Below are 18,626 nucleotides of genomic sequence, written 5' to 3'. Positions count from 1 at the left end.
TTGACGCCGGTGAAAACCGCCATGCGGCGGCTTTGTCGCCGCATATGCGATTTTCCTAACAAAAAGCCGGGCTGAACCCGGCTTTTTTGAGGTCATGGAGATGACAATTCGGTTATTTGGCGGGCGCCGGTGCCGGCGTCGCAGGGGCGGGAGCTGCACCTTCAGCCGGCTTGGCCGGAGCGGCACCCTCGGCCGGCTTGGCCGGCGCCGTTGCATCGGCGGCGGCACCTGGCGTCGGCAGCGGCTTCGGGCTATCCGACAGCGTGCGCAGATAGGCAATGACGTTGGCGCGGTCCTCGTCCTTCGGCAGGCCGGCAAAGCCCATCGCCGTGCCCTTCACGAATTTCTTCGGCGAGGTGATGAAGTGGTTGAGATTGTCATAGGTCCACTTCTCGGCGCCGCCCTTGGAAAACTCTTTCATGCCGGCCGAATAGGCAAAGCCCTCATGCTCGGCGACGGGGCGGTCGACGATGTCCCAGAGATCCGGGCCGACCTTGTTGGGGCCGCCTTTTTCGCCGGAATGGCAGGCCTGGCATTTCTTAAAGACGGCCGCACCTTGCTCGACATTGGCGGTGGCCAAAAGGTCGGCGATCGGCTTGGCCTCCGCCGCGGGTCCGGCGGCGCCGCCTTCGGCAGGCTCCGTCGCCTCGATGGCAAAGCCGGGTTTTTCCGGCGCCGGCGAGGCAAACAGGGCGTCGGACACCAAACCGACCGAGAAGACGACGAAACAGGTTCCAAGCAACCCGGCGAGCAGTTTGTTGACTTCGTTGGAATCCATACGCCCCAGGGCTCCCTTTTCCGGCGGACCTCTCCGTCCACTCCGTCCGTCGGTATCGTGACCCACCCCGTCGAGCCGGTCAAATCGGGCGGAAACTAGGTCTTTTGCTTGGGCGTTGCAACACCTATAAGGGCGCTTCCAGTGAGACCTTTTGCCACTTTCCCCATCCTCTTTCGAACGCCTTGCAACCTCGATGTCCACGCTCATCCTGATCCCGGCCCGCATGGCCTCGACGCGCCTGCCGGGCAAGCCGCTGGCCGACATAGCCGGCGCGCCGATGATCGTCCATGTCGCCCGCCGCGCCGCTGAGGCTGGGCTTGGCCGGGTGGTGGTGGCAACCGACACGCGCAACGTGGCCGAAGCGGTGCGCGCGCACGGTTTCGAGGCGGTGATGACGCGCACCGACCACGAATCCGGCTCCGACCGTATCTTCGAGGCGCTGACCGCGCTCGACCCCGATCGCAAGGTCGAAACCATCGTCAATGTGCAGGGCGACCTGCCGACCATCGATCCCAAGATCATCGGTGCGGCGCTGAAACCGTTCGAGGACGCTGCGGTCGACATCGCCACGCTCGGCGTCGAGATCGTCCGCGACGAGGAAAAGGCCAACCCCAACGTCGTCAAGATCGTCGGTTCGCCGTTGTCGGCGACGCGGCTGAAGGCGCTCTATTTCACCCGCGCCACCGCGCCCTGGGGCGAGGGGCCGCTCTATCACCATGTCGGCCTCTACGCCTATCGGCGCTCAGCCCTCGAACGCTTCGTCGCTTTGAAGCCGTCGCCGCTGGAGCGGCGCGAGCGGCTGGAGCAGTTGCGGGCGCTGGAGGCCGGTATGCGCATCGATGCCGAGATCGTGCAATCGCTGCCGCTCGGCGTCGACACGCCGGAAGACCTCGAACGCGCCAGACAAATTCTTTGCTTTCCTGACACCGCAGATCCTTTCAAACCTGAGATATCGGCATGCCTGACAAGACCAACAGAATAGCCTTCCAGGGCGAACCGGGCGCCAATTCCGACACCGCCAGCCGCAACATGTTCCCCTCGATGGAGCCGTTGCCGTGCCCGACCTTCGAGGACGCCTTCAACGCGGTCGAGACCAACAAGGCCGACCTCGCCATGATCCCGATCGAAAACACCATCGCCGGCCGCGTCGCCGACATCCATCATCTGTTGCCGGAATCGAAACTCCACATCGTCGGCGAATATTTCCTGCCGATCCATTTCCAGCTGATGGTGCTGCCCGGCGTTAAACGCGAAGAGATCAAGACCGTGCACAGCCATATCCATGCGCTGGGACAGTGCCGCAAATACATCCGCAAGAATGGTTGGAAGCCGGTGATTGCCGGCGACACGGCGGGTTCGGCGAAGCTGGTCTCCGAGCTCAAGGACCGCAGCATGGCCTCGCTGGCGCCTGCGCTCGCCGCAGAACTCTATGGCCTCGACATCATCGAGAAGAATGTCGAGGACACGGACTCGAATGTCACCCGCTTCGTCGTCCTGACCAAGGACAAGCGGTTGGCCGAACGGCCCTCGGCCGACACCAAGATGATGACGACCTTCATGTTCCGTGTCCGCAACGTGCCGGCTGCGCTCTACAAGGCAATGGGCGGTTTCGCCACCAACGGCGTCAACATGACGAAGCTGGAGAGCTATCAACTGGGCGCCTTCACCGCGACGCTGTTCTACGCCGATATCGAGGGCCATCCCGACGATCCACTGGTCAAGCTGGCGCTGGACGAACTGCGCTTCTTCTCGCGCGAAGTGCGCATTCTGGGTGTCTATCCCGCCAGCGAGTCGCGCGAGCAGTGGAAGGTCGCGGACTAAGGTTCCCCTAAACCAGAAGGGTCAGCGGCACATAGTCGATTTCCATGAAGGTTTCGACTTCCGGGATCCAGCGGTCGCGCACGAAGGCAACGTGGTCGGGATGCTCGTTATATCTGGTGTAGGCGGCCTGATCGACGAACTCCATCGAGAAGCCGAAGTGGTAGTCGTTCTTCGGGCTGACTTGCCGCAGCGGCTCGAAATGGGTGACGCCCTTGATTGCGCTGAGAATGCGCTTGGCATCGGAGAGGAACCGCTTTTCCTCCAGCGAGTACTGCGGGTGCTTCAGGGTGAAAACCACGGTGTGACGGATCATTTTTTGCTCCCGTTAAGCAATTCCAGGAAAAGTGTGAAGCGGTTTTCCGTCCGGAATTGCGTAAAATAACAAGTCTTATTCGCTGTCGACCCAGGCGCGGATCAGATGATGCGCGATCGCGCCTTTCGGCGGCGTGACCAGATTGTCCTTGTGCGTCCTCTCCAGCATGGAACGCACCTCGTCGCGAAAAAACCAGCGGCAATCTTCCAACTCGTTGAGATCGGCCTGGATGTCGTCATTGAGCGGTTCGCCGAAACAGCCGATCATCAGCGAATAGGGGAACGGCCAGGGTTGGCTGGCATGGTAGACGACGCGGCCGAGCCGGATGCCGGCTTCCTCCAGCGTTTCGCGGCGCACCGCCGCCTCGATCGTCTCGCCCGGCTCGATGAAGCCGGCAAGCGCCGAGTACATGCCGGGCCCGAAATGCCGGCCGCGGCCGAGCAGGCATTTTTCCCGCGTCGCCGTCAGCATAATCGCCACCGGATCGGTGCGTGGAAAGTGCTCGGTGCCGCAATTTGGGCAATGGCGCTTGTACCCGCCGGCCCGCATTTGCGATTCATGGCCGCATTTGCTGCAGAAGCGATGGGTGGCATGCCAGGCAAGCAGGGCGGCGCCTTGCGCCAGCGCGCCCGCTGCCGCCTCGTCGATCAGCCCCTGCATATAGACCGAGCGATAATCGATCGCCTTCATGGTCTCCGGTAGCTGTTCGGGATCGAGGCCGACCGGCACGGCAAGTACCGGGCCGCTCTCGGCAAAGCCAAGCAGCACGCCTTGTGCGAGTGATGGCTGCAGCTTCTGGCCCTCAGCCAGATCGAACCAAGGGTCGAAGCTGCCATCGTGCAATTTCAGATACAGCCGTCCGCCATGCATCGGCAAAAAACGTGCCGAGGGATCGGCCAACGCCTTTTCGACGGAATCGTCGGCGCGGTTCTCGGATTGCCGATCAATCGTGTTTCCGGCGAAGCCGACGAACTGGCTCGGTTCGCGCAAGGGCGCGTCAAAAAGGCGAAAGGTCATGGAAGCTCGAACGTCTAGGAATGGACACAGGCGGCTTATAGCGCCGCCTTGATCTGTTGCGCAAACTGGCGGATGCCTGAACGCTCATAGGGCTCGCGCATGCCGTGCCCCCACACCGGCCCCGGCCAGCCCGGATCGCCTTCCGAGCGGGCGATGACATGGACATGCAATTGCCGAACGATGTTGCCGAGCGCGCCGGTGTTGATCTTGGTGCAGCCCGTGGTTCTTTTCAGCGCCTGCGCCACCATGTTGGTTTCGAAGGTCAACATCGCCTGGTCGAGCGGCGTCATGTCGTGGATTTCTTCGGCCCCCGGCCGCTGCGGCACCAGGACCAGCCATGGCCAGCGGCTATCGTTCATCACCCTGAGCTCGCACAGGCCGAGCCACATCAGCTGCTCGCTATCCGCCTCCAGCCTGGAGTCGAGCGTGAATCCGGCCTTGAGGCCCGGTAGCATTGGCGTTTCCCTTGCGCTTCTCACATTACTCCCAAACTCATGACGCTAGAGCGGCTGCACGGGGGCTGCAAGCGATTCATTGAGCGGCGGAGTTCACGGGCATCCGATTCTCAATGCACCCTTGCATTTGATCGCTGAATTGCCGATATGGAACGCGGGAGGTTGGTGGTGGACGATCCACTCGCCAACCGGGTCAGGTCCGGAAGGAAGCAGCCCTAACGAGCCCGGAACGGGTCATTGTTCCAGCCTCCCACCTCATCGGCCCCTCTCGCGACATTGACGACGCATTGCAGCGCGGGCGAGACTATTGGAGCAATTCCAGGGAAAGTGTGAGCGGTTTCCCGTCCGGAATTGCGCTAAAGCAAAGGGTAGAGCGGTTTGCCGTTTCAGAAAACGGTGAAACGATCTAGCAGGAATCGGCTACGCTGAGACGCGGCCTTTTGGAGCTTTACGGGCGAATGAGCGAAGCCGGAAATTCGGACCCCGAAAACCTGGAGAAGCAAAAGGCCGTCGCTTATCGCGTGCTGGCGCGCAAATATCGTCCGTCGAATTTCTCCGAACTGATCGGCCAGGAGCCGATGGTCCGCACTTTGACCAACGCTTTCTCCACAGGCCGCATCGCCCAGGCCTGGATGCTGACCGGCGTGCGCGGCGTCGGTAAGACCACGACGGCGCGCATCCTGGCACGGGCGCTCAACTACAAGACGCCGACGGTCGACCATCCCTCGGTCGACCTCGCCTTCCTGGGCGAGCACTGCCAGGCGATCATGGAAGGCCGCCATGTCGACGTCATCGAGATGGACGCCGCGTCGCATACCGGCATCGACGACATCAGGGACATTATCGAGCGCGTGCGCTATGCCCCGGTGTCGGCGCGCTACAAAGTCTACATCATCGACGAAGTGCACATGCTCTCCACCCAGGCCTTCAACGGCCTGCTGAAGACGCTGGAAGAGCCGCCGCCGCACGTCAAATTCATCTTTGCCACCACCGAAATCCGCAAGGTGCCGATCACCGTGCTGTCGCGCTGCCAGCGTTTCGACCTGAGACGCATCGATGCCGGCGCGCTGGTCGCGCATCTCGCCTCGATTGCCGGCAAGGAAGGCATATCGGTCGACGACGACGCGCTGGCGATGATCGCGCGCGCCGCCGAAGGCTCGGCCCGCGATTCGCTCTCCATCCTCGACCAGGCAATCGCCCATGGCGGCGGCGCCGTCAGCGCCGAAGCGGTGCGCGCCATGCTGGGTCTCGCCGACCGCGCCCGCATCGTCGACCTGTTCGAACATGTCATGAAAGGCGATGTGGCGGCCGCCCTTGCCGAATTCCGCAACCAGTACGACACCGGCGCCGATCCGGCTGCCGTGCTGACCGATCTGGCCGAATTCAACCACCTCGTCACCCGGCTGCGCTTCGTGCCGACGGCTGCCGACGACGCTTCCCTGTCCGAGGATGAGCGCCGCCGCGGCGCCGACTTCGCCAGCACGCTGTCGGTCAAGGTTCTGTCGCGAACCTGGCAGATGCTCTTGAAAGGCATTCCCGAGGTGCAGTCGTCCAACCGACCGGTCAGCGCCGGCGAGATGGTGCTGATCCGGCTGGCGCATGCCGCCGACCTGCCGACGCTGGACGAGGCGCTGAAATCTCTGGAGAGCGGCGCTCCGGCGTCCGGTGGTGCGTCACGCCCGAATGGTGCGCCGGTAAATGCCGGCAATGGGGGCGGCGCCAGCGCGGTAGCGCAGACCCGGATGCCGTCCGGGCCAGCCGGTGCGCAAACCATGCGATTGGTCGACGCGCCCCCGGTCGCCTTTGTCGCGCCTCCGCAGCCGGTCGTGGAGCCGCAATCGCCGCCGCTGAAATCGCTGGCCGATATTGTCGCTCTTGCCGACGCGCAGCGTGACATCGCCTTCAAGGTGCTGGTCAAGAGCTGTATTCGCCTGGTGCGCATCGAGCCCGGCCGTATCGACGTCGGCCTGACCGCCGATGCGCCCAAGATGCTGCTCAACGACTTGACCACGAAGCTGCGGGCCTGGACCGGCCGCAACTGGCTGGTGTCATTGTCGAAGGAAAAGGGCGGCCAAACGCTGGCCGAGATGGAATCGACCAGGCGCGAGACTGCTTTCTCCGACGCGAAAAGCGATCCGGCTGTGGCCGCCATCCTGGCCCGCTTTCCCGGCGCCAAGATCATCGACGTGCGCATTCCCGACGCGCCGGAAGTCGACACCGACAAGGCCGAAGCGCCGGTCGAGCCGCCGTCCGACGACGACGAAACCTGACCATAGCCACGAATCCGCAAAGGACCCGACCATGAAAGATCTTCTCGGCCTGATGGGCAAGGCGAAGGAAATGCAGGCCAAGTTCCAGGCCATGCAGGACGAGATCGCGACGATTGAAGCAAGCGGGCAGGCGGGCGGCGGGCTGGTCAATGTCACGCTGACCGGCAAGTTCGAAATGAAGTCGCTGAAGATCGATCCGTCGCTGTTCAAGGAGGATGAGGTCGAGATTCTCGAAGACCTGCTGCTGGCCGCTCACAATGACGCCAAAAATAAGGTCGAGCAGATTATGCAGGAGAAGACCAAGGCGCTGACGGCAGGCTTGCCGATCCCGCCCGGAATGAAATTGCCGTTCTGAGCCGGCTCCAACCAGTTAATTGATTATGAAGGGAAATCGGCTGCGGAGGCTGTTGTTAAGACTTTCTCCGGCTTTGCTCACGCGGACATATCCGGGCATTTATAAAGTTTTACCTATGCTGCACGAAAGCTAATCCTTTAGCCATCTTTTTGCCTTTAAGAGTCTCATTCTTGCCACATCTCGGGGCGGGCTGGCATCTGGACAATGAGGCATTTTTGTTGATCGCGACGCGATGGAAGACGCCGCTTCTGCTCGGCATCATCTTCTCCCCTATGTTCCTGGCCGGTTGCAGCCAGACCACGTCTTCGCACGGCCTGTCGGTCGCCAGCCTGACCGACGCCATCACGCCCAGCTTCCTTTCGACGCGCGCCTACCGCAACACGCCGAAGGAGAAGGAATGCCTGGAGCGGGCGATGTTCTTCGAGTCCAACCGCTCGAGCCGTGACGGCATGATCGCCGTCGGCACGGTGGTGATGAACCGGCTGCGCTCCGGCAATCATGGCAGCACCATTTGCCAAGTGGTTGGCGAACCGGGCCAGTTCGCGCCCGGCGTGATGACGCGGGCGATGAATTCGAAAGCGATGCCCGATGTCGAGGAGGCCGCCGATGCGGTGCTCAAGGGCGAGCGCAAGGCCAAGCTGAAGAACACGATGTACTTCCACACCGCCGGCCTGAGGTTCCCCTACAAGAACATGCATTACACCATGGTTGCCGGCGGCAACGCCTTCTACGAGAAGCGCGGCCGCAACTGGCAGCCGCTGCCGGATGAATCCACGACCATGGTTGCCTCGGGGACGCCGCGCGCGCCTGTGCCTGAAGCGCCGGTGCAGGTTGCCTACGCCGAGCCGGTGGTGAAGACCATTGTCCGTCCAGATACCGCCAAGCAGGCCGCGGCGGTTCGCGCAGCCAAGGCGACACGTGCCCCGGCCGAGCAGACCTATGTGACGGCTTCCGCGGCGCCCGCCAAGAGCGCCCGCGTCGCCGCCAAGCAGACGGAGGTGGCGATGCAGGAGCCGATGGCCGAGCCGGATGCCTCGCGTTTCGGCGGCACGCTGAACGCCCGCTACATCACCTCGGTTCCATCGGCAACGCAGGAAGCGTCGATGGGCTTCCAGTCAACGCCTGAGAATACCGACGCTATCGGCGCGATGATTATCGACCAGACCCGGCCAGCGTCAGCTTACTGACGCCTAAAACAGTTTCCGAGCCCGCCATGGCAGCATGGCGGGCTCGGTGCGTATGCGGCTGTTTCAAAGCGCGCGGAAAAATCCTAGATCAGTGCGATGTCGAAGCGAATCGCCGGTCCCGAGATCGAACGCCTGATCCAGCTCCTGGCCAAGGTCCCGGGACTAGGGCCGCGTTCGGCCAGGCGTGCGGCACTGCACCTCATCAAGAAGAAGGAGCAGCTTTTGTCGCCGCTCGCCGCCGCCATGGCTGAAGCCGCCGACAAGGTGCGCATCTGCACGACCTGCGGCAATGTCGATACCTCCGACCCTTGCATGATCTGCACCGATCCGCGCCGCGATGCCTCGACGCTGATCGTCGTCGAGGATGTCTCCGACCTCTGGGCGCTGGAGCGGGCGGCGGCCATGAATGTGCGCTACCACGTGCTCGGCGGCACGCTATCGCCGCTCGACGGCATCGGCCCCGACCAGCTCAATGTCCGCTCGCTGGTCGACCGCGTCGCCGGCGGCGAGGTGAAGGAGGTGATCCTCGCCGTCAACGCCACGGTCGAGGGCCAGACGACGGCGCATTATCTCACCGACCAGCTCTCGGGTTTCGAGATCAAGGTCACCAGGCTTGCGCATGGCGTGCCGGTCGGCGGCGAGCTTGATTATCTGGATGAGGGGACGCTGGCGGCGGCCTTGCGCTCGCGGACGGCGTTTTGACGCAATTGGCGGGCAGGATGTGCGACATGAAAGCTTCGCATTCTTCGAGGTTTGCGCCAAACACCCCCCTCTGTCCTGCCGGACATCTCCCCCTCAAGGGGGGAGATCAGCAGCTTCTCGGGCGGCATTCTTCTTTCAACGCTGGTGGTTGGCGAAAACCGAAGCGACAGCCAATCTCCCCCCTTGAGGGGGAGATGTCCGGCAGGACAGAGGGGGGCGCGACAGAACGCGGATCTTTCGGATTGGCGCTCGTTGCGCTTCTCGCATCCCTTGTTGCCCTGCTTTTTGTAGCCCCCGCCTCCGCCGCCAAAATCGACGACCAGTTCCGCGCCTGGCTGCAAACCGATCTCTGGCCGGAAGCCCAGACCAAAGGCATCTCCAAATCCACCTTCGACGCCGCTTTCGACGGCGTGAAGCCGAACCTCAAACTGCCCGACCTCGTCCTGCCCGGCGAAAAGCCCAACACGCCGCAGAAGCAGCATCAGGCGGAGTTCGGTTCGCCCGGCGCCTATTTCGCCGAAAAGACGGTGCGCGCCGTCACGTCAGGTGGGCGCACGCGCGAGGCGGCCAACGCCAAGACGCTGGCTGCGATCGAAAAGCGCTACGGTGTCCCGGGCGAGATACTGTTGGCGATCTGGGGCCGCGAGACCGGCTTCGGCGCGGCGAAAATGCCCTACGACGCCTTCGAGGTGCTCGGCACCAAGGCATTCATGTCGACCAAGAAGGACTTCTCCCGCACCGAGGTGCTGGCGGCGCTCGAGATCGTCGAGCATGGGTTGGCGCCGGTCGGCGCCATGAAATCGTCCTGGGCCGGCGCGCTCGGCCAGCCGCAATTCATGCCGACCTCGTTCCTGAAGCACGCCGTCGACTACGACGGTGACGGCCACCCCGACATCTGGAATTCGACGCCGGATGTGCTGGCCTCGATCGCCAACTATCTCGTCCACTATGGCTGGGTGAAGGGGCGTGGCTGGGGCTTCGAGGTGACGGTGCCGGAAAGCGTTTCCTGCTCGCTCGAAGGTCCCGACCAGGGCAAGAAAATCTCAGCCTGGGCGGCGATGGGAATCAGCCGCGTCGGCGGCAAAGCCTTTCCGGCCGGCGAACTGAAAGCGGAAGGATTCCTTTTGATGCCGGCCGGACGCAGCGGCCCCGCCTTCATCGCCACGCCCAATTTCTACGTGCTGAAACAGTACAACACCAGCGACCTGTACGCCCTGTTCATCGGCCATGGCGCTGACCGCATCGCCCATGGCGATGCTGATTTCGTCGGCAGCTGGGGTGCGGTTGGCGGCCTGCATCGTTCCGACATCGCCGCGCTGCAACGGGCGCTGGAGGCCAAGGGCTACGATGTCGGCAGCGCCGACGGCCTGCCCGGCTTCAAGACCCGCCGCTCGATCGGCAGCTGGCAGGAAAAGAATGGCCGCCCCGCCACCTGCTTCCCCGACGCCGATCTGGTTGCTGCCATCAAGTAACACCGAAAAGAGCAGATTTTTCCCCATCGGCGGCTGCAATTGGCTCGCCCATGCTTCGACGCGCACAGCATATTCCGGTCCAGTATGCCGGCTCGCAAAATGCCCGTTGCCGGTTGGAGGGCTGCCGGATAGGGTGTTGACCAACTGGAAAAAAATCAACACGGTATGGGTCTAACGGTCGTCCTCCGGCCGCGAAAAAAATTACTGCAGCCCTGAGCCGGGAACTCGGGGTCAACAATCAACAAAACAGGGAACAATCATCATGATGATGGAAAAGTTTGCTCTACGTTCGCGCGTCTGGCTCGCAGGTGCTGCCATGTCCGCTCTGCTCATTGGCGTTGCGCCCGCCTTCGCCGTGACGCCCGCCGACACGCTGGTCGAAGGTTTCGCCATCGACGACATCATCTCCATGGATCCGGGCGAGGCGTTCGAACTGTCGACCGCCGAAGTCACCGGCAACACCTATGATCTACTGGTCCGCCTCGACCTCAGCGACACCTCCAAGGTCAAGGGCGACCTTGCCGAGAGCTGGACCGTTTCCGACGACGGTCTGGTCTATACGTTCAAGCTCAAGCCCGGCCTAAAGTTCGCTTCGGGCAATCCACTGACCGCCGCCGATGTCGCCTATTCCTTCGAGCGCGCCATCAAGCTGGACAAGCCGCCGGCATTCATCATCAACCAGTTCGGCATCAACGGCGACAATGTTGCCGACAAGGCCAAGGCCGTCGACGATACCACCTTCCAATTCACCGTCGACAAAGCCTATGCGCCGAGCTTCGTGTTAAACTGCCTGTCGGCAACGGTCGCTTCGGTCGTCGACGCAAAGCTGGTCAAGGAACATGTCGCCGCGGTGACACCGAGTGCCGACTACAAATGGGACAACGATTTCGGCAACGCCTTCCTGAAGACCGGTTATGCCGGCTCCGGCGCCTACAAGCTGCGCGAATGGCGGGCCAATGAGGTCGTCGTGCTCGAGCGCAACGACAATTACAATGGCGAGAAGGCCAAGCTCGCCCGCGTCATCTACCGCAACATGAAGGAAAGCTCGGCACAGCGCCTGGCGCTCGAAGCAGGCGACATCGACGTTGCCCGCAACCTCGAGCCGAACGATCTCGACGCCATCGCCAAGAATGCCGATCTCACCACGACCAGCGCGCCGAAGGGCACGGTCTTTTACATCAGTCTCAACCAGAAGAATCCGAACCTCGCCAAGCCCGAGGTTCGCCAGGCGTTCAAATATCTGGTCGACTACGATGCGCTGAGCACGACCATCCTCAAGGGCATTGGCGAGATTCACCAGACCTTCCTGCCCAAGGGCGTGCTGGGCGAACTGGACGAAAATCCGTTCAAGTTCGACGTCGCCAAGGCCAAGGAACTGCTGACCAAGGCCGGCCTGGCCGACGGCTTCAGCGTAACCATGGACGTACGCACGGGACAGCCGACCACGGGCATGGCGGAATCGATCCAGCAGACGCTTGGCCAAGCCGGCATCAAGCTGGAAATTATCCCGGGCGACGGCAAGCAGACGCTGACCAAATACCGCGCCCGCAATCATGACATCTATATCGGCCAGTGGGGCCAGGACTATTTCGATCCGAACTCCAACGCCCAGACCTTTGCCTCAAACCCGGACAATTCGGATGAAGGCAAGACCAAGACGCTGGCCTGGCGCAATGCCTGGGACATCCCGGACCTGACAAAGCAGACCGAAGCAGCCTTGCTGGAGAAGGATGCCGGCAAGCGCGCCGATATGTACAAGAGCCTTGAAAAGACGATCCTCGACACCAGCCCCTTCGTCATCATCCACCAGCAATTGGAAGTGGCAGGCCTGCGCAAAAACCTGAAAGGCTTTGCGCTCGGTCCGAGCTTCGACACCAACTTCGTCGGCCCGGTCTCCAAGGAATAGCGCCGGCGGACGCGCCCTGATGAGCGCGATTGAAAACCAGGCGACGGCGGGGCAGGGAAGCGCCCGCGCCGTCGCTATCTTGTTGGCGATCGGCCGCTTCCTGGTCATCGCCGTCACCACCTATCTCGGCCTGCTCGCGGTGACCTTTTTCATCGGCCGCGTCATCCCGATCGATCCGGTGCTGGCGGTGCTCGGCGACCGCGCACCGGCCAATGTCGTCGAGCGCACCCGCCGCGAGATGGGGCTCGATCTTCCGTTGATCGAGCAATTCTATATCTATCTCAAGCATGCGCTGAACGGTGATTTCGGCACCTCGGTGCTGACCACCAATCCGGTGATGACCGACATCCGCCGCGCCTTTCCGGCAACGATCGAACTGGCGACGCTGGGCACTCTGATAGGCTCGTTGATCGGCGTGCCGCTCGGCGTGCTGGCAGCGGTAAAACGCGGCAGTCTCATCGACCAGATCGTTCGCATTGTCGGCCTGATTGGCTATTCCGTGCCTATCTTCTGGATCGGGCTTCTGGGGCTTGTCCTGTTCTACGCCAAGCTCCAATGGGTAGCTTTTCCCGGCCGCCTCGACATCGTCTACGAGTACACATTCACACCGATCACCGGCTTCTACCTGCTCGACGCCGCGCTGCAGGGCCAGTGGGATGTCTTCTACGACGCTTACCGCCACATCATCCTGCCGGCAGGGCTGCTGGGCTATTTCTCGCTCGCCTATATCAGCCGAATGACGCGCTCCTTCATGCTGAACGAGCTGTCGCAGGAATACATCGTCGCCGCGCGCGCCAAGGGCCTGTCTGAAACGCGAATCATCTGGGGCCATGCGCTGCGCAACGCCGCGGTGCCGATGGTCACGGTGATCGCGCTGTCCTATGCCGGGCTGCTCGAAGGTTCGGTGCTGACCGAGACGGTGTTCTCCTGGCCCGGCATCGGCCTCTACATCACCAATTCGCTGCAGAACGCCGACATGAACGCCGTGCTCGGCGGCACCATCGTCATCGGTTCGGTGTTCATCGGCATCAACCTCCTGTCCGACGTTCTCTACAAGGTGCTCGATCCGAGGACGAAGACAGGATGAGCGCCGAAGCAATCCAAACGCGCCGCGATTGGCTGCTCAGCGATCGGCCGGCCTCGCGCATGCAGGCACGGCTCGGCCGCGCCTACGTCGCTTGGCGGCGCTTTTCCGCCAACCGGCTGGCGTTTCTCGGCCTGCTCATCATCATCGCGCTGCTGCTGGTCGCCGCCTTTGCCGATGTGCTGGCGCCCTATTCGCCGACTATCGGCGATCTCAAGAATGCCCGGCTTTTGGCGCCGAGTGCGGCGCATTGGTTCGGCACCGACGATCTCGGCCGCGATATCTATTCGCGCATTCTTTTTGGCTCACGCTGGACCCTCTATGTCGTCATTCTCGTCGCCGTGATAGCGGCCCCCATCGGCCTTTTGGTCGGCACCGTCGCCGGCTATGCCGGCGGCTGGACCGATGCCATTCTGATGCGCATTACCGACATCTTCCTCGCCTTCCCCAAGCTGATCCTGGCACTGGCCTTTGTCGCCGCCCTTGGCCCCGGGATCGAAAACGCGGTGCTGGCCATCGCCATCACCTCGTGGCCGCCTTACGCTCGAATTGCGCGGGCCGAGACGATGACCGTGCGCAATTCCGATTACATCAAGGCGGTGCAATTGATGGGCGCCTCGCCGTTCCGCATCGTGCTGCGCCACATCATGCCGCTCTGCATCTCCTCGCTGATCATCCGGGTGACGCTCGATATGGCCGGCATCATCCTCACCGCCGCCGGCCTCGGCTTCCTCGGCCTCGGCGCTCAGCCGCCTCTGCCGGAATGGGGCACCATGATCGCGTCCGGCCGCCGCTTCGTGCTCGACCAATGGTGGGTGGCCGGCGCGCCGGGCTTCGCCATCCTCATCGTCAGCCTCGGCTTCAACCTGCTTGGCGACGGCCTGCGCGATGCGCTCGATCCCCGGAGTGGCGACCAATGAGTGGTGACCAATGAGCGGTGCACTTCTCGATGTCGACGACCTGCGCGTCACCTTCCCGACTCGGACCGGCCTCATCCAGGCGGTGCGCGGCGTCACCTTCTCGCTCGGCCGAGAGCGGCTGGGCATTGTCGGCGAAAGCGGCTCCGGCAAGTCGCAGACCGGCCGCGCCATCATGGGGCTGACGCCGCCGCAGGCTCTGGTTTCGGCCAAGAAGCTCGCCTTGGACGGCATCGATCTTTTGGACATACCCGCCCGCCAGCGCCGGGCGCTGCGCGGCAAACGCATCGCCATGATCCTGCAGGATCCGAAATACTCGCTCGACCCGGTGATGAGCATCGGCCGCCAGATCGTCGAGACGCTGCGCACGCATGAAAAGGTCTCCAAGGCCGAGGCGCGCGAGCGTGCGCTGGCCATGCTGGAAGCTGTGCAGATCCGCGACCCTTCGCGTGTCTTCGACCTGCACCCGCACGAGGTGTCCGGCGGGATGGGCCAGCGCGCCATGATCGCAATGATGCTGATCGCCGGACCGGAACTGATGATCGCCGACGAGCCGACCTCGGCGCTCGACGTCACCGTGCAGCTCGATGTGCTCGGCATCCTCGACCGCTTGGTCAGTGAGCGCGGCATGGGTCTGATCTTCATCTCGCACGATCTGCGGCTGGTCGCCTCCTTCTGCGACCGCGTCATCGTCATGTATGCCGGCAAGGTGGTCGAGCAGCTCAAGGCGTCGGAGCTGCGCGACGCCAAGCATCCCTACACGCGCGGCCTGCTCAACTGCATGCCCAGGATCGGTTACGAACGCCACCCGCTGCCGGTGCTCGACCGCAAGCCGGAGTGGGCGGCATGACGCCAGCCATTTCGATTGAAGGGCTGGAGGTGGTGTTCGACCGTTTTCGCGCGCTGAAAGGGGCGAACCTCGAGGTGAAGTCCGGCGAATCCTTCGGCCTGGTCGGCGAGAGCGGTTCCGGCAAGTCGACGCTGCTCAAAGCCATTGCCGGCCTGGTGCCTGTCGCATCCGGTACTATCACGGTCAATGGCAAGACGCTGGGAGCGCGCCGCGACAAGGCTTTTTATCGCGAAGTGCAGATGGTCTTCCAGGACCCCTATGGTTCGCTGCACCCGCGTCAGACCGTCGACCGCCTGCTACAGGAACCGCTCGCCATTCACGGCTTTGCCGATGGCGAGCAACGCATCCAGCGCGCCCTCGACGAGGTCGGATTAGGCAACGGTTTCCGTTTCCGCTACGCGCACCAGCTCTCCGGCGGTCAGCGTCAGCGCGTGGCGATCGCGCGGGCGCTCATCCTCGAACCGTCGATCCTGCTGCTCGACGAACCAACCTCGGCGCTCGACGCTTCGGTGCAGGCCGAAGTGCTCAACCTGCTGGAAGAGGTTCGCCGTCGGCGCAAGCTGACCTTCCTGATGGTCAGCCACGACCTCGCCATCATCACCCATATGTGCGAGCGCCTGATGGTGATGCAGAATGGCGAAGCGGTGGAGAACCTGACGGCGGGCCAGCTGATCGGGCACCGCGTGGAGAAGGATTACACACGCAATTTGCTTAGGGCGAGCGAGGGGTTTGTTCGGACGGCGTGAACTAGTTTCTTCCGCAGAACAATCGCTTGGGGAATTCCATGGAAGAATGGAAGTTTGCAGATCCGCCCAATGTCGCGGTGCTATCGGACAAGAGCATATTCAAACGGGGCGACTGGATCGCATACGTTGTGCATGAAGCTGACGATGACGAGAACTACAACGATGAAGGCGGCAGTTGGCAATTCTATAGCAGCGACTCTCGAGATTGGGATGAACGCGAGATAATGCTCGTTGGCCTGCAAGAGGTGGTGCAGCAGGATGAAAGCATCCTGGCATTGGCCGACTTGCCAAAAGGCTGGCATGCTTGGCGGACCTCAAAATCATCGCCATGGCAGCGAGCGAAATCGCGCCCCGAACCCTCTAACGATAACGAATGATCCGCAAAGCGTTAAGCGGGGTCTTGCGCCAGTTCGCCGTTCTCCGGAACAGATGGTTCGTCCCCCTGCTTAGGCTCCTTGATCCTGAACCACGTCACATAAAGCGCCGGCAGGAACAGCAGCGTGATCGCCGTGCCGGCGATGATGCCGCCCGTCATGGCGTAGGCCATCGGGCCCCAGAACACTTCGCGCTCGATCGGGATCAGCGCTAGGCTGGCGGCCGCGGCCGTCAGCGCGATCGGCCGCATGCGGTGCTCGGTCGCTTCGATCACGGCTTCCCAGCGGTCTTGGCCCTCGGCCACCAGATCCTCGATCTGCACGATCAGGATAACCGAGTTGCGGATCAGGATGCCGATCAGCGCCAGGACGCCCAGAATGGCGACGAAGCCGAGCGGTGCGCCGCTCGGCACCAGGGCCGCGACCACGCCGATCAGGCCGAGCGGCGCCACCACCACCACCAGGAACAGGCGCTGAAAACTTTGCAACTGGATCATCAGGATGGTCGCCATCACGAACAGCATCAGCGGCACCACCGCTGCGATCGGTCCCTGGCTTTTGGCGCTTTCCTCGACCGAGCCGGCGGTTGCAACGGAATAGCCGGTCGGCAGTTTGGCGATGAAGGCGTCGACCGACGGCTTCAATTCGTTGACGACGGTGGCCGGCAGCACGTCGCCGACCAGGCCGGCGCGAACGGTGATCGTCGGGATGCGGTTGCGCCGCCACATCGTCGGCGTTCGAGGTCGTAGCGGAAGTTCGCGACCGCAGCGAGCGGGATCGCTTCGCCGTTCCCGGTGACGGGTGAGCTGTCACGGACTGCCCCGTACGTGTATCGGTCGGCTGGTTAAGACCGGTCTGTCGAAGTGGTCCGCATCGACGACAGGCCCAATCGCCCGGCGGCGGTGCCAACTTGAGGAAAACGTGAAATAAGGTCAGAAGAGGCCTTGGCATTCATCTAACGAGAACGGGCGTCGGCCCGATGAGGGACGAAATGAAGAACGCAGCCATTTCTGAGCGCAAGAACCAGTCGATCTCGCGCGGCGTCGGCATGACGACGCAGATCTATGCCGACCGCGCCGAGAATTCGGAGATCTGGGATGTAGAAGGCCGCCGATACATCGATTTCTCCTCCGGTATCGCCGTCGTCAACACCGGCCACCGCCATCCCAGGGTGATCGAGGCGGTCAAGGCACAGCTCGACCGCTTCACCCATACCTGCCACCAGGTCGTACCCTATGAGAGCTATGTGCGGCTGGCCGAACGGCTGAACGGCATGCTGCCCGGCAAGTTCGAGAAGAAGACCATCTTCGTCACCACGGGCGCTGAAGCCGTCGAGAACGCCATTAAGATCGCCCGCAACGCCACTGGCCGCCAAGCCGTCATCGCCTTTGCCGGCGGCTTCCACGGCCGCACCTTCATGGGCATGGCGCTGACCGGCAAGGTCGTGCCCTACAAGGTCGGCTTCGGCGCCATGCCGGGCGACGTCTACCACGCGCCGTTTCCGGTGCCGCTGCACGGCGTGTCTACAGCCGATTCGCTGGCCGCACTCGACAAACTGTTCAAGGCCGATGTCGATCCGGCTCGCGTTGCCGCCATCATCATCGAGCCGGTCCAGGGCGAGGGCGGCTTCTACGACGCGCCGCGCGAATTCCTGACGGCGCTGCGCAAGCTCTGCGACCAGCACGGCATGCTGCTGATCGCCGATGAGGTGCAGACCGGCTTTGCCCGCACCGGCAAGATGTTCGCCATGGATCATCATGAGGTCGCGGCCGACATTACCACCATGGCGAAAAGCCTGGCCGGCGGCTTCCCGCTGGCGGCGGTCACCGGCCGCGCCGACATCATGGATGCGCCCGGTCCTGGCGGGCTCGGCGGCACCTATGGCGGCAGCCCGATCGGTGTCGCCGCAGCACACGCCGTGCTTGACGTCATCGAGGACGAAAAGCTGTGCGACCGCGCCAATACGCTGGGCGCCCGGCTGAAGCAGCGGCTGCAGTCGATCCGCGACGACGTGCCCGAGATTGTCGACATCAGGGGTCTCGGCTTCATGAACGCGGTCGAGTTCAACGACGTCAAGAAGGGCCTGCCGTCGGCCGAGATCGCCAATGCGATCCGGCTGAAGGCGCTCGACAAGGGACTGATCCTGCTGACCTGCGGCGTCTACGGCAACGTCATCCGTTTCCTGGCTCCGATCACCATCCAGGACAATGTCATGAACGAGGCGCTCGACATTCTGGAAAGCTCGATCCGCGAAGTCTGCGCTGCCTAGCGCAAACCCTACCTCCCCCTTGTGGGGAGGTCGGACCGCAGGTCCGGGTGGGGGGCCTCGCGCCGACCCCAACCCCGCTGCTTCGCAGCGACCCTCCCCACAAGGGGGAG

At 62.9% G+C, this 18,626-nt stretch carries 18 protein-coding genes, 1 other RNA gene and 1 pseudogene; 15 read left to right on the top strand and 5 right to left on the bottom strand.

From position 1 onward, the window contains the following. Positions 1-112 precede the first annotated feature (112 nt). The gene (locus NKI35_RS04160; protein WP_023669512.1) at positions 113-778 is read right to left on the bottom strand and encodes a c-type cytochrome; all 666 of its coding nucleotides are present in this window, start codon (positions 776-778) and stop codon (positions 113-115) included. Positions 779-971: 193 nt separating this feature from the next. On the opposite strand from NKI35_RS04160, the gene NKI35_RS04155 reads away from it, so the two are divergent. Both NKI35_RS04155 and NKI35_RS04150 read left to right on the top strand, forming a co-directional pair. Next, positions 972-1,760 (top strand): 3-deoxy-manno-octulosonate cytidylyltransferase, encoded by a 789-nt coding sequence (locus tag NKI35_RS04155; protein ID WP_023749159.1) that lies wholly within the window; start codon positions 972-974, stop codon positions 1,758-1,760. Next, entirely contained in the window at positions 1,736-2,599 is an 864-nt protein-coding gene (locus tag NKI35_RS04150) for a prephenate dehydratase (protein ID WP_023696750.1), read from the top strand. Before NKI35_RS04155 ends, NKI35_RS04150 begins: the two co-directional genes overlap by 25 nt. A 7-nt stretch (positions 2,600-2,606) precedes the next feature. Here the strand turns inward: NKI35_RS04150 and NKI35_RS04145 are convergent, their stop codons facing one another. The 3 genes from NKI35_RS04145 to NKI35_RS04135 all read right to left on the bottom strand — a co-directional run bounded on the left by NKI35_RS04145 (position 2,607) and on the right by NKI35_RS04135 (position 4,384). Then, a complete protein-coding gene (locus tag NKI35_RS04145; protein ID WP_023669515.1) occupies positions 2,607-2,912 on the bottom strand; it encodes a Dabb family protein in 306 nt (101 codons plus the stop codon). Between the two features lie 75 nt (positions 2,913-2,987). After that, the gene (gene nudC, locus NKI35_RS04140; RefSeq protein WP_352534603.1) at positions 2,988-3,929 is read right to left on the bottom strand and encodes an NAD(+) diphosphatase; all 942 of its coding nucleotides are present in this window, start codon (positions 3,927-3,929) and stop codon (positions 2,988-2,990) included. Positions 3,930-3,964: 35 nt separating this feature from the next. Further along, complete coding sequence (locus NKI35_RS04135) at positions 3,965-4,384, bottom strand: HIT domain-containing protein (RefSeq protein ID WP_023682032.1); 420 nt, start codon at positions 4,382-4,384, stop codon at positions 3,965-3,967. A gap of 157 nt (positions 4,385-4,541) precedes the next feature. Between NKI35_RS04135 and ffs the strand changes: the two genes are divergently transcribed. The 12 genes from ffs to NKI35_RS04075 all read left to right on the top strand — a co-directional run bounded on the left by ffs (position 4,542) and on the right by NKI35_RS04075 (position 16,250). Next, positions 4,542-4,638: signal recognition particle sRNA small type (gene ffs / locus NKI35_RS04130), an RNA gene on the top strand. Positions 4,639-4,842: 204 nt separating this feature from the next. After that, the gene (locus NKI35_RS04125) at positions 4,843-6,654 is read left to right on the top strand and encodes a DNA polymerase III subunit gamma/tau (protein WP_352738713.1); all 1,812 of its coding nucleotides are present in this window, start codon (positions 4,843-4,845) and stop codon (positions 6,652-6,654) included. Between the two features lie 31 nt (positions 6,655-6,685). Then, entirely contained in the window at positions 6,686-7,009 is a 324-nt protein-coding gene (locus tag NKI35_RS04120; protein WP_023669519.1) for a YbaB/EbfC family nucleoid-associated protein, read from the top strand. A 218-nt stretch (positions 7,010-7,227) separates the two neighbouring features. Next, positions 7,228-8,196, top strand: a complete 969-nt coding sequence (locus NKI35_RS04115; RefSeq protein ID WP_352738712.1) for a cell wall hydrolase — start codon at positions 7,228-7,230, stop codon at positions 8,194-8,196. Positions 8,197-8,292: 96 nt separating this feature from the next. Further along, a complete protein-coding gene (gene recR, locus NKI35_RS04110; protein WP_023696745.1) occupies positions 8,293-8,898 on the top strand; it encodes a recombination mediator RecR in 606 nt (201 codons plus the stop codon). Between the two features lie 194 nt (positions 8,899-9,092). Next, entirely contained in the window at positions 9,093-10,370 is a 1,278-nt protein-coding gene (locus tag NKI35_RS04105; RefSeq protein WP_352738710.1) for a lytic murein transglycosylase, read from the top strand. Between the two features lie 262 nt (positions 10,371-10,632). Further along, a complete protein-coding gene (locus NKI35_RS04100; protein WP_023738171.1) occupies positions 10,633-12,276 on the top strand; it encodes an ABC transporter substrate-binding protein in 1,644 nt (547 codons plus the stop codon). 19 nt (positions 12,277-12,295) lie between these two features. Continuing rightward, entirely contained in the window at positions 12,296-13,363 is a 1,068-nt protein-coding gene (locus NKI35_RS04095; protein WP_023669524.1) for an ABC transporter permease, read from the top strand. After that, entirely contained in the window at positions 13,360-14,280 is a 921-nt protein-coding gene (nikC, locus tag NKI35_RS04090) for a nickel transporter permease (protein ID WP_023682024.1), read from the top strand. The genes NKI35_RS04095 and nikC overlap by 4 nt, the downstream gene beginning before the upstream one ends. 10 nt (positions 14,281-14,290) lie before the next feature. Further along, on the top strand, positions 14,291-15,127 hold the full coding sequence (locus tag NKI35_RS04085) for an ABC transporter ATP-binding protein (protein WP_023821516.1): 837 nt from the start codon (positions 14,291-14,293) through the stop codon (positions 15,125-15,127). Beyond that, positions 15,124-15,873, top strand: a complete 750-nt coding sequence (locus NKI35_RS04080; RefSeq protein WP_023669527.1) for an ABC transporter ATP-binding protein — start codon at positions 15,124-15,126, stop codon at positions 15,871-15,873. Before NKI35_RS04085 ends, NKI35_RS04080 begins: the two co-directional genes overlap by 4 nt. A gap of 38 nt (positions 15,874-15,911) precedes the next feature. Then, positions 15,912-16,250: a DUF2185 domain-containing protein gene (locus NKI35_RS04075; protein WP_023696743.1), complete on the top strand. Its 339-nt coding sequence runs from the start codon at positions 15,912-15,914 to the stop codon at positions 16,248-16,250. 11 nt (positions 16,251-16,261) lie between these two features. Here the strand turns inward: NKI35_RS04075 and NKI35_RS04070 are convergent. Next, positions 16,262-17,043 (bottom strand): annotated as a pseudogene (locus NKI35_RS04070) (efflux RND transporter permease subunit); the annotation flags it as partial. A 195-nt stretch (positions 17,044-17,238) separates the two neighbouring features. Between NKI35_RS04070 and NKI35_RS04065 the strand changes: the two are divergent. Continuing rightward, complete coding sequence (locus NKI35_RS04065) at positions 17,239-18,516, top strand: 4-aminobutyrate--2-oxoglutarate transaminase (protein WP_352738708.1); 1,278 nt, start codon at positions 17,239-17,241, stop codon at positions 18,514-18,516. The last annotated feature ends 110 nt before the right edge of the window (positions 18,517-18,626 follow it).

Origin of the sequence: Mesorhizobium sp. M0676, assembly GCF_040320535.1 — a bacterium.
In the GTDB taxonomy this organism is placed as follows: Bacteria; Pseudomonadota; Alphaproteobacteria; order Rhizobiales; family Rhizobiaceae; genus Mesorhizobium.
This window is presented reverse-complemented; position numbering and strand designations above follow the sequence as displayed.